Below are 13,150 nucleotides of genomic sequence, written 5' to 3' on the forward strand. Positions count from 1 at the left end.
CGTAATGGGGGAGTGAGGTTCTGCCCTGACCACAGGACGGTGTAGCGCTTCATTTCCTTCGGGGCGTTGTCCGGCCACGTCAAATCACCTCGGCAGAGGCGACGGAGAGCCCGTGGCTCTTGTGGAGGTATGCGGCTACGCTGTCGCGGTTGCAATGCCCAATCACCATGTCAGCCACGGCCAGGAGGGCCGGCTCGGCGTTGTCCACCGCGATCCCTAGTCCCGCCCACTGCAGCATGTCCAGGTCGGCTCTCGTATCACCGAAGGCAATGACCTCGTCGGCAGCGAAGCCCCGCGCCTGGCAAAGGGAACTGAGGGCGCTGGACTTGCTCACGCCTGGCGCGACCAAGTCCACGAAGCCGGCTGTGCTGTGCGCGATTCGAGCGCGGCCGACGAGCAACGGCGCAATGCTATCCACGAATGCGGATTCCGTGCGATGGGGCGCCCGCGCGAAGAGTTTCAGGAGAGGCTGGTCGATGCTCTCGGTATCAGCGACAGGCCAGTCCGGTCCAGTCCGGTCCGGGAAGTAGTGTGGCTCGACGGTGACGTCATGGGTCGAGTCGGGCACAACCCAGCCGAAGGCGATATCGGGTACGGTGGCGCGGACCTTCTCCACGATGTCCCGGGCAACTTCCGCAGTGAGAAGCCAGCTTTCCAGTACATGTCCGGAAGGTAAGGCGCAATACGCTGCGCCGGCGCAGACCACCGCCTCCCGCACTGCGGTATACGGTACGTCGAGGGCCAGCACGGCGCTCAGGTGGCGGGCTGTCACGAAGACGGTCTCCACGCCGCGTTCACGTAGTTCTGCGATCACGGAGAGTGTGAATGCAGACAGAGTGCCGTCGGAACGCAGAAGCGTGCCGTCCAAGTCGGTGGCAACGAGCCGGTATGCGGCCATAGTCTTTGATCTCTCGGTGTCCTGGATCCAGTCAGAGGTGGGTGGATTTCCCGCGTTGTCATCGGAATTCGGACAGCCACGTCTCGGTCCGCTCTAGGCAGATCGCCAACGGGCGTGTTGCGGTTTCCGTGTATGCCCGTTCTTTGATGTTCTGTTGGCTTAGCGAAAGGCTGATCACTCGGTGGTGTTTGGCCGCAATGCGCCGAGGTCGATCCTGGCGCCTTAGTAGCCGACGAGGGACGTTGATCGCGGCCGTCCAGTAATGGGTCCGCCGACCGTCGGATACTGGCTGCCCCATTCCTGTTCGAACTCAGCGAACCGGGCCTTGGCCGCCTCTTCGGTCGGTGCGGTGTGGATCTGTCGCAGTTCTTTGATGATGGCCTGCCGGTGGGCCCGGGAGGTCAACCGCAGCGAGTTGCGAATCATGCGGACGATGCAGAGCTGCACGTTGGTCTGCGGCCAGATCGCGGTCATTGAGTCCGGTAGGCCTTTCAGGCGGTCGCAGCATGAGCCAGCACGCCTGGATGCCGCGGTTGCGGAGTTCGTTGAGCCGGGTCATCCACTGCTTGGCCCCCTCGCCGTCAGTACCGACACATACCCAGCCCATGGCGTTCTCCCTTGAGATTGATCCCGGCCGCGATGTAGACCGGCTGGTTGGAGGCCGCCCCATCTCGGATCTTCAAAACGATGGCATCGATCATCAGGACTGCGTAGATCTTGTATAGCGGACGGGATCGCCATGCGTCGACCCCGTCCTTGATCTGTCGACCATCGCATTGGCGACCTACCGGTCGTCCATGCGGGGTTGCCCCGTTGCGGCCCTTGGTATCAGCCACGGCAGCTGTAGTTCCAGCGTCTGCGCTGGTCTTGTGTCCTGAACATGAAAGGGAGTTGGTCGTAGGCAACTTCTAGAAGTGGTGCTGTGTGGAAGATGAAGGTTTTGTGGCCCTTCAGAGCCGCCCTGTGGGGGGAGGTTCTAAACCGCCTCATGCTGCGTTAGCCAATGACTGTCGTGGTGAGCGATGAGGAAAAGGCGTCGTGAGAGGCGTCAGGTGGGGACCGGAAAGACGAACGCAAGTGAATCGCTGCTGACGTGTCGAAAACAGAACAGATGGCATCGAAACCGGGGTGTGACCAGAATTCCGGGATGAGCCTGGCGGGTGCCCGCTTATTGACCAGGTGGTGTCCGGCATGTAGGCGACGTGAGTCCGGTCTGCGGCTTCCGCATGGAACAGGAGAAGGCAGGACCCGATAGTGCCTGCTGTGTGGCGGCAGGCGAGAGGGAGTGCCCCAAGCGGAAGACACCGCAAGGGGTCGAGTACCGACGCGGGGCCTGCTGGCGGACCGGCTCGTAGCAGTGACGAAGCCCCTGTAACGGGGGTGGAGCGAAGGGGCCGGGTCGTTCGTGACTGAGTTGATCGCATCAACCGGACCGTGTCCGGGAGGAGTTCGATGGGCCAGTTGAAATCATCGGTCAAGCCGTTTGAGATTTCTAAGTGGGAAGTCAAGGAGGCATGGGAGGAAGTCAGGGCTAATAAGGGTGCACCCGGTGTGGACAGTCAGAGCATCGCCGACTTCGAGAAGGACCTGAAGAACAATCTTTATAGGGTCTGGAACCGCATGTCGTCGGGCTCGTACTTTCCGCCGCCGGTGCGCGCGGTGACCATTCCGAAGCCACACGGCGGGAGTGCAAGAATGCTTGGCATTCCCGCCGTCGCCGATCGTGTGGCACAGACCGTTGTGGCCCGGCATCTGATGCGCAGGGTGGAGCCTATTTTTTACCCGGGCAGCTTCGGATACCGGCCCGGACGGTCCGCCTTGGACGCGGTGGGAAAATGCCGGGAACGCTGCTGGAAAAGGGACTGGGCGGTGGAAATCGACATCGCCAAGTTCTTCGACAGCGTGCCCTGGGACCTGCTGGTCAAGGCGGTGGAAGCGCACACCGACGCCGTCTGGGTGAAGTTGTATGTACGGCGGTGGCTCGCTGCCCCGCTCGTCATGCCCGACGGTTCCCTGCTGGAGCGGGAGTGCGGGACCCCACAAGGGGCTCCGGTGTCTCCCGTCCTGGCGAACCTGTTCCTGCACTACGCGTTCGACACCTGGTGGATGGACCGGGAGTTCCCGTCCGTCTGGTTCGAACGCTATGCGGACGATGCGGTGCTGCACTGCGTCACCGAGCGCCAGGCCCGCCAGGTGCTGGCCGCGCTCACGGACAGGATGGTCGAAGTCGGGTTGCAACTGCACCCGGACAAGACCCGGATCATCTACTGCAAGGACGGCCACCGCCGCGGCTCTCACGAGCACACGACCTTCACCTTCCTCGGGTACACGTTCCGCGCCAGGAAGAACCGGAGTCGGCACGGGAACATGTTCCTGTCGTTCGACCCGACGGTCAGCAAGGACGCCCTGAAGAAGATGGGGCGGGAGGTGCGGTCCTGGCACCTGCACACCCGCTCGGATCTGTCCTTCCAAGAGCTCGCCCGCAGGATCAACCCTGTGGTGGCGGGCTGGCTCAACTACTACGGCCGCTTCAGGGCGTGGGAGCTGATCCCCTTCACGATGCGCATCAACGCCTACCTGGTGCGCTGGATCCGCCAGAAGTACAAACGGCTCGCGGCCAAGCGGAAGGCCATCGCGAAGATGCAGGAGATCGCCCAGCGATACCCCCGCATGTTCGCCCACTGGCGGCTGACCGCAGGCGCCGTAACGGTCTGATGACCAGGACGACAAGAGCCGTGTAACGGGCGTGCCGAGGGGTGAGATCCCCCTCGGCTACTCGGCAGCGTGTTGTCGGGGCGGGTGCGGGCATGGGTACGGCCACCGTGATCATGAACGTTTGTGACGACGTATCAAGACGCGGTGGCCGTGGAAGCAACGATAGCCGAGCGGGCGTGGGGCGAGGCGTTCGGGAGGGCGATGCGTGCGGTCGCGGGCCAGGGCTTGGGCGAGTTCCGGGGTCGGGGCGGTTGGTCGGGCCGTGACCGCTTGGGGTGCGTAGCAGAGCAGGCACGGGCTTCGTGATCATTGGGGTGTCGAAGCTCAACGATCATGAGGTGGCCCGTGCCTGCCGCTGTATCTTCTCCCATCCCGCCGGTGCTGGTGAAGCTGGGTCCTCTGGATGCCGGTCAAGTCGCTGACCTGCGGCCCTTTCTCGAGCGGGTGCCCGACCCGAGGGCGAGGCGGGGCCGCTGGTGCTCGCTTGACCGCGATCCTCCTCGTCTGTGCCTGTGCGGCCGTGTCCGGAACGAGGAGTGTGGACGAGATCGCCGAGTGGGCGGCACGGGCCTCGGACACCGTGCTGACGGCCGTCGGAGTTCGCCGGCATCCGCTCAGGTGGCGCCGTGCCCCCTCGCGGACCACGATCGGCCGCGTGCTCGCGGCCCTCGACGGTGACGCCCTGGACCAGGCCGTCGGCGCCTACCTCACCGCGCGGAACACCGCGGGAACAGCCTCGGGGAAACGGCAGGTGATCGCCGTCGACGGCAAGTCGCTGAGAGGATCGGCCCGCCTGTCCGCCGGCCGCAGACATCTGCTCTCCGCCGTCACCCACCACCGGGCCCTGACCCTCGCCCAGGCCGAGGTCGGAACCAAGACGAACGAGACCGCGCACTTCCGGCCCCTGCTCGAACCGCTCGACCTGAACGGATCCCTGGTCACCTTCGACGCCCTGCACTCGGTCCAGGCGAACGTCACCTGGCTGGTCGAGACGAAGAACGCCCACTACATCGCCATGATCAAGCGGAATCAACCGACTGCCTACCGGCAACTCGCCGCGCTGCCCTGGCCGGACATCGCCGTCCAGCACACCGCTTCCTCCACCGGACACGGCCGCCGGGAGTCCCGCTCGATCAAGACCTGCGGCATAGCTGACGAACTTGGCGGGATTGCCTTCCCCCACGGCCGCCTCGCCCTCCGCGTCCACCGACGCCGCAAACAGACCGGCGGGCGCGAAAGCCGCGAGACCGTCTATGCCGTCACCAGTCTCGACGCCCACCAGACCACCCCGGCCGAACTCGCCACCGCCGTCCGCGGCCACTGGGCCGTCGAGGCCCTGCACCACGTGAGAGACGTGACCTACGCCGAGGACGCCTCCACCCTCCACACCGGCACTGCACCCCGCGCCATGGCCACCTTCCGCAACCTCGCCATCGGCTTGCTCAAAACCCTCGGCGCTGTCAACATCGCCAAGACCACCCGGGCAATCCGCGACCAGCCCGAACGAGCCCTCCCGCTCCTGGGCATCACCAACAACCCGGACGCTCAAGGAACTTGATCAAGCCCTGGCCGTGGACCGGGAGTTGTACCTGCCCACTGTGTGGACAGACGATCCCGAGTGGCTCCGTGCGGCGAACCTGGACCCCGACGAGGTGCGCTATTTGTTTGGCGCACGGAGTCCGCTTCGTCGAATTTTACCCGCAGCATCCCGGGGCAGAGCGGCGACAAATTCGAACGACTTCGGGATCATCTCCAGCTCCATGCGCTCGTGGCAGAACTCGACCAAATCAGTTTCCGACAAATTCGGCCGTGACCGGACGACAATAGCATGTGGCTGCGCGCCAAGAATGTCATGAGGGCGTCCGACAACTACGACGTCTCCAACGCCATCGCACTCCAACAGGACGTTCTCGACCTGGGTCGGATAGACATTTGCACCGCCTACATTGATCACATCACTGCGACGATCAACGAGATAGATGTACCCGTCCGAGTCGCGAAAGCCGAGATCGCCAACGCTAAGAAAGCCTGCATGCTCACGTAGCTTCCGACCACCTCCAACGTACGTTGGCTGCCGTGGTTCCGCTGACTTCAGATAGACCTGGCCAATCTCGCCACACGCGACTTCGTCCCCGATGTCGTCGAGGATCCGTACATCGACGGCTTGGCCGTCCGCTCCCTTGTCGGGTTGAGGGCGACCAACGCTACCGGGATGGTTCAGCCATTCGTCTCCTCGGATGAGAAGGAACCCGATACTTTCTGCCGCGCCGTAGATCTCGTACAGTCGATGAGCACCGACGAGTTCGATCCATCGTCGCTTGACGTAGTCCGGGCATGGCCCCGAACCGTGATAGACGGCCTCCACGCTGCTCAGATCGAATTGGTCGACGTCTTCGACAGAGATGATGGTGCGCATGAGAGTGGGCACGAGACTGACGAAGTTGACGCGGTGCTCCTGAATAAGGCGCAAGAAGTTTCGCGGTGAAAAGTTTTCCATCACGACGACGGTATGGCCGAGGGCCAGGCCGTTGTGAAGCTCGATGAATCCACCGTGAAACATCGGTAGTGCCACCAGCTGGATCTGCCCCGGTCGCATTCCAGGAACGTCGTAACCTGCGGGCCTGAGATTATTCATGTCATAGACCCACGGGGCCCTGCGCAGAACGACTCGCGACCGGCCTGTGCTGCCTCCGGTCAGTGCCGCAGAGCGCGGTGTGCCCATCGACGAGAAGGCTGAATCATGGCCGCTCTTGAGTAGCTCGGTCGGGGCCAAAGCACCTGGAAGGTCGCCGACCACGACTGCTTCCGGGATTATGTCGCATAGCTCAGTTATTCTACCCTCCGGTAGTGCCGGATTGACTGGTACGACAATGCCGCCAATCTTCCAACTCGCAATGGTTGCTACGATGTGTTCTATTCCGTTAGGTAAAGCGATGAGTGTGACGCCACCTGCGGCCCCCCTGTCACGCAGCACCCGGGCTGCCGCGTTAGCCCGGGCCTCCAACGTGGCCCACGAATATTTCCTCTCGCGCCCTTTCGGCCCGACGAGGATGATCGCGGCATCGTCAGGATGCTCAGAAGCCAGCATGGCGATTCTGTCGCCGATGTGGATGAGACCTTCGGATAGCGATGTGTCCAGGGGGTCCGCATGTGACCCGGCAGACAATTCGTCGTACCCTCCGGGCCTTGTCGAAATATCGAGTGGTTGTCCTCTGCTCACAGTTCCGGTGATCGAAGCCGTGGCCTCCGCCTTCATGATGACCGATCGGCACAGTCCCCCGAAGTCGCCATCTGCAATAACATCTAGAAAGTCCGCATAAGTCATTGTTTCGCCGCAGAAGTCAGTAATAGAGGTGTAAAGCGCGACGGTACCAAGCGACTGCCCGCCAGCCTCAAAAAAATTTTCGTCATTCGGGACGGCATCCTCGCCTTCTTTCCCTAGAGCCGCCAGCCACTGTCGCTCTAGTTCCTTCCGCAGAGCGCCAGCCTCAGTCCCCGATGCTTCGGACATGAATCCTCCTTGAATTGATTGGCTCTCGAAGAACCGCTCGATGGGATCTGAGCCGTTGCGACCCGGCTGAAACCCGATTCACAGATTTCATCGATCCAAGAGGTTAAAACCTTACCGCTCCGCGGTTGGTTGGCAATGCAGTCTATACACCGATCGTGACGAGTGCATCTCGGTCACCGGCACCGCAACGGCGCTCTGATGTTGACCTCGTTGGGCGAACACCCGTCCTGAGGAGACGCAGGTTCCGGATGGCGATCTTGTCGAAAGAGATCGTCTTCATTCCGAAGCCGTATCCGTCGGAGTTCCGGCGCCCTGGATATGCTCTCGACCGGCAGACGAGTTCGTCGCGGACGGATTCACCGTCTGGATCCTCGAGGACAAACCGGCTCCAGGGGACGCTGAACCGGGGATACGCCAAGGCCCGCGCCGGCGAGATCCGCGGCTTCACCGGCGTGGATGTCCCGTACGAGGTGCCGCTGGCCCCAGACGCCCGTGCTGGGGCCCGACGACGGGGATCCGACCGCGATGGCTACCGCCATCCTGCGGGAGATCATTTGGCCGGCTCGGTGAAGTGCTACTTCTACACCTGGCGTGACGACGGCATCGACCAGACCATTCGCGACCTGCTGCGCTGGCAGGTGCGGGAGATGGCGCGTCGAAAGGCGGACCCGAGCCTGGTGGTGCTCGACACCCAGAGCGTGCACGCGGCGGCCGGGCGCCCATGGTGTCGACGGGGCGTGATGTGGCAAAAGTACCGGGCCGCAAGCCGGCCTGGCCGTTGACGTTCTTGGGCTGGTGATCGCGGTGGCGGCCGCGTCGGCGCATGAGAACGCCTACGGAATCGCGCTGCTGGACAAGATCGCCGCCGACCCCGCCACCGTGCAGAAGGCGCTGGCCGACCAAGGCTTCAAGAACGCCGTCGTCGCGCACTGTCAGAAGGTGGGCATCGAGGTGGAGGTCGTGTAGCGCAACCCCGCGCAGAGCGGGTACGTTCCCCCAGGCCAAGCGATGGGTCGTGGAACGCGCCTATGGGATCTTGATGCTGCATCGCAGGCTGGTGCGCGACTACGAGCATCTGCCGCGCAGTTCGGAGTCGCGGGTGTACTGGGCGATGACCGCGGTGATATTGCGCCGGCTGACCGGGGCGACCACGTCGGCCTGGCGCGCCGCACGCGAGGCAAATTCGGTTGACGTGTCCACGCTCGGCGAGGCCATCGAGGCCGCAGCGTCGGGATGGGCGCGTGTCTCGTGGGACATCGTCGGGGTCGAGGGCGATGCGAAGCCGAACGCACTTGGCGTCACGGTCCGCTGCCTCATCGGTGTGGACGGGAGCGTGCCGGATGACGACGACGAACCGGGCATGGTCGCGATCCTCAGTCGCGCCTACTGAGGGTCACTCCCGGCTACCGGGTCCGACGACTAGGCCGTGGTAGAGCGACGGCCGACGATCCGTGTGGACGTTGTTGCGTGGCCCCACGTCCTTGGTCGATGCGCGTTCGAGGTCGCAGGCAGCGTAAGTGATGGTCGCGATCGATCCGCCCGGCCTCCAGGCGGAGGCGAGTGGCCACCCGTTGACGTCGACGATGGTGGAGGCACCTACCCAGCTCATCCCGCGCTCGGACCCAGCTCTGTCACAGGCAGCGATGAACAACCGGTTCACCGAAGCACTTGCCTGGATCCGCACGATCTCCATCGGCATCGCGCCGACCGCCAGGGGCCCTTTTGGCCAGTTCGTGGGTGCGCACAGCAGTTGAGCGCCTCCGAGTGCCGCCAGCCTCACCCACTCAGGAAAGTCCAGGTCGTAGCAGACCATCGTGGCTATCCGCCCGAACCGGGTGTCGACGACCGGCGGTTCTGCGTCGCCGCTCGCGAAGCAGTTGACCTCGCTGTCCCACAGATGAGCCTTCCGATACACCGCGCGGAGCCCTTGTACGTCGACCAGGGCGGCACTGTTGAACAACTGTCCCTGCGACACTTCGCAGAACCCACCGACGACGACGACATCGAGCTCGGCCGCCAATCGGACCCATGAGCTCACAGTTGGACCCTCGGCCGACTCAGCGCAGGCAAACGCCTCCCGATTGTCTTCGACCACGTGTCCACTGGAAACCAGCTCGGGCAGCACGACGACGGACGCCCCGTTCGTCACCGCTGTCCGCACTGCTGCTTCTGCACGTCCACGATTCACGGTGTTCGCGCCTGCCACGGGTGCGAGCTGACAGCAGGCAACCACGACCGACGTCATCGGATGGTCTCCTGTGCCGGCCCCGGGAGCGGCTGGAACGCCACCGGAGCCTGCCGCAGCGTGCTGAGCGGCGCACAAGGGACCCCGGTGGCCCGACTGAAGTCATCGAGGGACCGGCGACAGTGCTGGCGGGTCCGCTCACGGCCGCCCCGGCTCATGATCCGGTGACGAAGCCGACGGGGCCAGGGGAACCACCTCTCGGTGTCAAGGCCGTAGTCGAGGAGGGCTGACTTGGGGACGACGTCGAGGATCAGGCCGAGGTTGTAGGCGAGCAGCGACCCACGAACCCACGGGACCGCTTGCGGTGCCCTGCGGCGGAGATCGTGCCAGTTCAGCGCATAGAGCGGGACGGTGATCAGCTCGTCGAGGAACATCAGGTGGGTGAGGAAGTATCCGGCCGTCCCGCTCACCCCGGTCGTGGTCGAGGTGAGGTTGACCGACATCATCCGTCCCCCCGGCGACGCATACGGCTCGTGCGCGACCTTGCGTGGGCCGAGGAAGCCGGTGCAGTTCACGATCCAGCCGCCGTCGGGGATTGACATACGGGCACCGCTGCGCAGCACCATGACCGGCCCGGCAAGGGTGTCTTCGACGTCGATCAGGTGATCGCGAAGAACTCGGCTCACCCCGTTCCGCACGACATCGGTCTCGGTGCGGGAGAGCATCGCGCCCACGTTGTGGATCGGGTCACGCACAGGGCTGGTGGTGTAGCGAGACTGTGCCCAGCGGGAGACCTCTTCGCTGTTCGTCCCATCGAATCGCCGTAGCGCCTGGGCATACATCGCGCTGGTCGAAGTTCTGCCCCACCACCGTCGCATGCCGGTCGGGTAGAGCTTGTCGCGGTCGAAGAAGTAGGTTCCCGATCCGGCGACGAGGCCGATGCTTCGGCCGGACCCGGCCACCAGAGCCTGCACGGTGTCCATCGCTGTCTTGCCACTCCCGATCACCCAGACCGGTCCGTCGTCATCCGACGACAGGAGACCGTCCTGTGCCAACAGGTGCGGTGCGGTCGACCGCACCCGCTTGCTGGACAACGAGAGCGGGGGGTTGACCGATACGTCGAACCCGGCTGCGTGGATGAGTCGCGCGGCCCTGAACGTGTGCTCCCGCCCTTCGCGATCGCGGGCGCGGATCATGACGTCCTCGGGACCCTCGACATGCGACAGGTACTCCGACCCCCATCGTGCGTCGATGTCGAGATTGCCCGATATGACCTGGAAGCAGTGGCGGAAGTGGGCCTGCACCTCGTCTCCTCGCGCGAGGTAGCCGCGATCGGTGGTCAGGTTCCATGGGATGTTGCCGGCCGTGAAGAAGGAGTACGGCTGGTGCAGTCGCACGTAGGAGTAGGCGTCGTTCCACATGCCACCCGGCTGCTCGTGCCGATCGAGGAAGAGCACCCGCGCGCCCTTGGGCAGGTAACGGCGCGCGACGAAGGCTGCGTTGAGACCGGCGATCCCGGCACCGACGATGCAGAGCTCGTAGCTGGTGGAGTCCGCCGCTGCGGTCATTGATCCCTCGTCCTCGAGCCCGGCCCGGCATCGTCGCCTGCCTCGAGGGACCGACGGCTCGGCACGGACAGCGACCCGCTCGAGCGCACCGAGCGTGCAACTCTCGGTGAGAATGGTCGCGCGATCATCAACGCGTCAGCAGAGAGACGGCTGCCGGGTTCAGGAGGTTGACCCGCACGAACCCCGGGTAACCCTCCCCGCCGAAGCAGTTGATGTCCATCGCCACGTAAGTGGTGGCATCCACCGACGGACGGCCGAAGACGAAGAATCCGGACTCCGGCTCCACCGCCTCCGTCACAGCACCGCTGGCCATCAGTTGCCGATAGCGGTCGCGCGCAAAGCTCATCAACGGCAGAGCACCATCATGCGTGCCCAGCACTTCGACCGCTCGGTGGGCGAACAGGCGGTCCGCCAGGCCCGCGGCTCCGTGCAGTCGTTTGTGGAGCTCGGTGAACGCGGCCGCATGCTGAGACGGCACGACGGCGTAGGCGAAGCGGAATCCGTGCATCGCCAGAGTCTTGGTGGGGCACACCAACCGGAATGTCAGGTCAGGATCGAGGCGATCAGTTGCCTCCTTGGTGGCGCCATCCCACCTCATGTACTGGAAGGTGCCGTCCACGATGACCGTCGAACCCGTACGCCGCTGCCAGTCGGCGATCCGGTCGATGGTGGCATCTCGAAGCGGCACGCCCGCGAACCACACCGGGTCGGTGACCCAGAGCAGCCCGCGGCCCTGGGGCAAGCTCAACTCCGCGCTGTCGGAGAAGTCGACGTCGGATGCCACTCGGCGCACACTCATCCCGAGTTTGCGGATCCACCACGCAGCGTTGTAGTAGACCGGCGGCAGGTAGGCGATCTCCTTGACCCCCTGGAGGAACTGGTACATCAACAGCGTGGTGAGAAAGCTGGTCGAGCCAGCCCCCGTCACGCAGCGTCCTGCCGTGACGGAGGTTTCGCCGTACCGCCGCACGTGCAGCTCGGCGACCGCGTCTGACAGCTCCAGGTCCTCATCCATACGGCTGTACGTCCCGAGCGAACCCAGCTTGCCGATCGGTACCCCGCCGAGATCGCCGAGGAACTGATCCATGAAGGGGTGGTCGCCGTTCCAGTCCGACACGAAGACGCAGTCCGGTCGCTCGATCAGGGCGTCGCCGACCCGGTCGTGCGCTGCGAGCTCGGAGAAGAGCAGCTCCCGATCGTCGATGCGGCTTGCATCGGTAACAGGTAATGGCAACGTCATAAATAAACCTCACGATGAAGACCGACTGAGAAGGGGCGCGTTGCCGACCCCGGGATGCGCATTGGTCGCAAACTTTATGAGACGCGCAGGTCACGCGCAAGGAGCCGTAACGGCCGCCCGGCCCCACTCAGTGAGCCTCTTTCATCCTGAATACGTACAGGTCAGGAGGGTGTGGACGGCCTGGACGATGGTGCCGATGCGGCGGGTGGAGCATCTGGCCCGCCGGAGCAGTCGCCAGGTCTTCAGCTGTGCGAAGGCGCGTTCTCCAGGAGCCCGCAGACGGGCGTGATCGCGGTTGAACTCCTGGTAGTGCGCGGGTTGTTCGCTGTGGTGGTAGTAGGGGGTACGAACGGTGGCGCCGACTCCCTGATAGGCCCTGTCCGCGAGCACGAGGATCTGCCGGGTCAGGCACGCTTGGACGATGCCGTGGGCTCGTGCTGCGGTCAGATCATGGGTGCGCCCCGGTGTGGCACGCGAGAACCAGAGTGGGGTTCCGTCCGGCCGTGCGATGACCTGGACGTTCATGCCGTGCTTCTTGTGTTTCTGGGAGTAGTACGGCTCGTCCGCTCTGATGCGGTCGGTGGGGATGAGGGTGCCGTCGACGATCACGAAGTCGCCTTCACCGAGTCCGGTCAGGGCTTCGTGCAGGCCGGGTGCCCAGGAGGCGAGTATCTCGATCGTCTCGTCGACGTAGCGCCAGGCGGTTGCCTCGGACACCCCGAATCCGGCGCCGACCTGCCGATACGTCTCGTTCTTGCGCAGATGTGCCAGGGCGAGCAGGGCCTGCTTGAAGCAGCTCAACTTGCTCCAGGGCGATCGCAGTTCACGCCTTCGGGCGTAGATGAGCCAGGAGACGTGCTCGACGAGCTCGTGCGGGACGTCGAGCATGGAAGGATACGGAACCAACAGGGCCCCTCGGTCGCCGGTGTGATGAGTGGAATCACCACGCCAACGACGAGGGGCCCTGCCTCGTCACCAGACCCGCTGACCAGCCCCTTTCACCCGCCAGCACAGGATGAAAGAGGCTCAGTGA

At 64.2% G+C, this 13,150-nt stretch carries 12 protein-coding genes and 1 pseudogene; 5 read left to right on the forward strand and 8 right to left on the reverse strand.

What is annotated here, in order from left to right:
• Nucleotides 1–79 precede the first annotated feature (79 nt).
• The 3 genes from ACX25U_RS31830 to ACX25U_RS31840 form a co-directional block, all read right to left on the reverse strand.
• Nucleotides 80–898, reverse strand: a complete 819-nt coding sequence (locus tag ACX25U_RS31830) for an HAD family hydrolase (protein WP_454385144.1) — start codon at nt 896–898, stop codon at nt 80–82.
• A 222-nt stretch (nt 899–1,120) separates the two neighbouring features.
• Complete coding sequence (locus tag ACX25U_RS31835; RefSeq protein ID WP_454385145.1) at nt 1,121–1,372, reverse strand: transposase; 252 nt, start codon at nt 1,370–1,372, stop codon at nt 1,121–1,123.
• A gap of 107 nt (nt 1,373–1,479) precedes the next feature.
• Nucleotides 1,480–1,734 (reverse strand): transposase, encoded by a 255-nt coding sequence (locus ACX25U_RS31840; RefSeq protein WP_454385146.1) that lies wholly within the window; start codon nt 1,732–1,734, stop codon nt 1,480–1,482.
• Nucleotides 1,735–2,350: 616 nt separating this feature from the next.
• Here ACX25U_RS31840 and ltrA point away from each other — a divergent pair.
• Nucleotides 2,351–3,613 (forward strand): group II intron reverse transcriptase/maturase, encoded by a 1,263-nt coding sequence (ltrA, locus tag ACX25U_RS31845; RefSeq protein ID WP_454385147.1) that lies wholly within the window; start codon nt 2,351–2,353, stop codon nt 3,611–3,613.
• A 484-nt stretch (nt 3,614–4,097) separates the two neighbouring features.
• Nucleotides 4,098–5,171 (forward strand): ISAs1 family transposase, encoded by a 1,074-nt coding sequence (locus ACX25U_RS31850; protein WP_454385140.1) that lies wholly within the window; start codon nt 4,098–4,100, stop codon nt 5,169–5,171.
• Between the two features lie 99 nt (nt 5,172–5,270).
• Here the strand turns inward: ACX25U_RS31850 and ACX25U_RS31855 are convergent, their stop codons facing one another.
• Nucleotides 5,271–7,124: a class I adenylate-forming enzyme family protein gene (locus tag ACX25U_RS31855; protein WP_454385149.1), complete on the reverse strand. Its 1,854-nt coding sequence runs from the start codon at nt 7,122–7,124 to the stop codon at nt 5,271–5,273.
• A gap of 248 nt (nt 7,125–7,372) precedes the next feature.
• On the opposite strand from ACX25U_RS31855, the gene ACX25U_RS31860 reads away from it, so the two are divergent.
• Genes ACX25U_RS31860 through ACX25U_RS31870 form a run of 3 tightly spaced genes read left to right on the forward strand, consistent with a single transcriptional unit; the run spans nt 7,373 to nt 8,514 of the window.
• Complete coding sequence (locus ACX25U_RS31860) at nt 7,373–7,906, forward strand: adenylyl-sulfate kinase (protein ID WP_454385150.1); 534 nt, start codon at nt 7,373–7,375, stop codon at nt 7,904–7,906.
• Nucleotides 7,907–7,919: 13 nt separating this feature from the next.
• Nucleotides 7,920–8,090 carry a hypothetical protein gene (locus ACX25U_RS31865; RefSeq protein WP_454385152.1) on the forward strand — a complete coding sequence of 57 codons (171 nt, stop codon included), beginning with the start codon at nt 7,920–7,922 and terminating at the stop codon, nt 8,088–8,090.
• Nucleotides 8,091–8,139: 49 nt separating this feature from the next.
• Nucleotides 8,140–8,514: a hypothetical protein gene (locus ACX25U_RS31870; RefSeq protein WP_454385153.1), complete on the forward strand. Its 375-nt coding sequence runs from the start codon at nt 8,140–8,142 to the stop codon at nt 8,512–8,514.
• Nucleotides 8,515–8,517: 3 nt separating this feature from the next.
• On the opposite strand, the gene ACX25U_RS31875 is transcribed toward ACX25U_RS31870, so the two are convergent.
• From ACX25U_RS31875 to ACX25U_RS31890, 4 genes and pseudogenes are all read right to left on the reverse strand, one after another.
• Nucleotides 8,518–9,369: a nitrilase-related carbon-nitrogen hydrolase gene (locus ACX25U_RS31875; RefSeq protein ID WP_454385154.1), complete on the reverse strand. Its 852-nt coding sequence runs from the start codon at nt 9,367–9,369 to the stop codon at nt 8,518–8,520.
• A complete protein-coding gene (locus ACX25U_RS31880) occupies nt 9,366–10,877 on the reverse strand; it encodes an NAD(P)-binding protein (RefSeq protein WP_454385155.1) in 1,512 nt (503 codons plus the stop codon). Before ACX25U_RS31880 ends, ACX25U_RS31875 begins: the two co-directional genes overlap by 4 nt.
• A gap of 127 nt (nt 10,878–11,004) precedes the next feature.
• Nucleotides 11,005–12,117 (reverse strand): aminotransferase class I/II-fold pyridoxal phosphate-dependent enzyme, encoded by a 1,113-nt coding sequence (locus ACX25U_RS31885; RefSeq protein WP_454385156.1) that lies wholly within the window; start codon nt 12,115–12,117, stop codon nt 11,005–11,007.
• Between the two features lie 141 nt (nt 12,118–12,258).
• Nucleotides 12,259–13,064: pseudogene (locus ACX25U_RS31890) on the reverse strand (IS5 family transposase).
• Nucleotides 13,065–13,150 lie beyond the last annotated feature (86 nt).

This window comes from Streptomyces sp. JNUCC 63, from assembly GCF_054366325.1.

Coding starts and splice junctions, on each gene's coding strand:
- ACX25U_RS31830 (WP_454385144.1), bottom strand. CDS start 898: ATGGCCGCATACCGGCTCGTTGCCACCGACTTGGACGGCACGCTTCTG.
- ACX25U_RS31835 (WP_454385145.1), bottom strand. CDS start 1,372: ATGACCGCGATCTGGCCGCAGACCAACGTGCAGCTCTGCATCGTCCGC.
- ltrA (WP_454385147.1), top strand. CDS start 2,351: ATGGGCCAGTTGAAATCATCGGTCAAGCCGTTTGAGATTTCTAAGTGG.
- ACX25U_RS31855 (WP_454385149.1), bottom strand. CDS start 7,124: ATGTCCGAAGCATCGGGGACTGAGGCTGGCGCTCTGCGGAAGGAACTA.
- ACX25U_RS31860 (WP_454385150.1), top strand. CDS start 7,373: ATGGCGATCTTGTCGAAAGAGATCGTCTTCATTCCGAAGCCGTATCCG.
- ACX25U_RS31875 (WP_454385154.1), bottom strand. CDS start 9,369: ATGACGTCGGTCGTGGTTGCCTGCTGTCAGCTCGCACCCGTGGCAGGC.
- ACX25U_RS31880 (WP_454385155.1), bottom strand. CDS start 10,877: ATGACCGCAGCGGCGGACTCCACCAGCTACGAGCTCTGCATCGTCGGT.
- ACX25U_RS31885 (WP_454385156.1), bottom strand. CDS start 12,117: ATGACGTTGCCATTACCTGTTACCGATGCAAGCCGCATCGACGATCGG.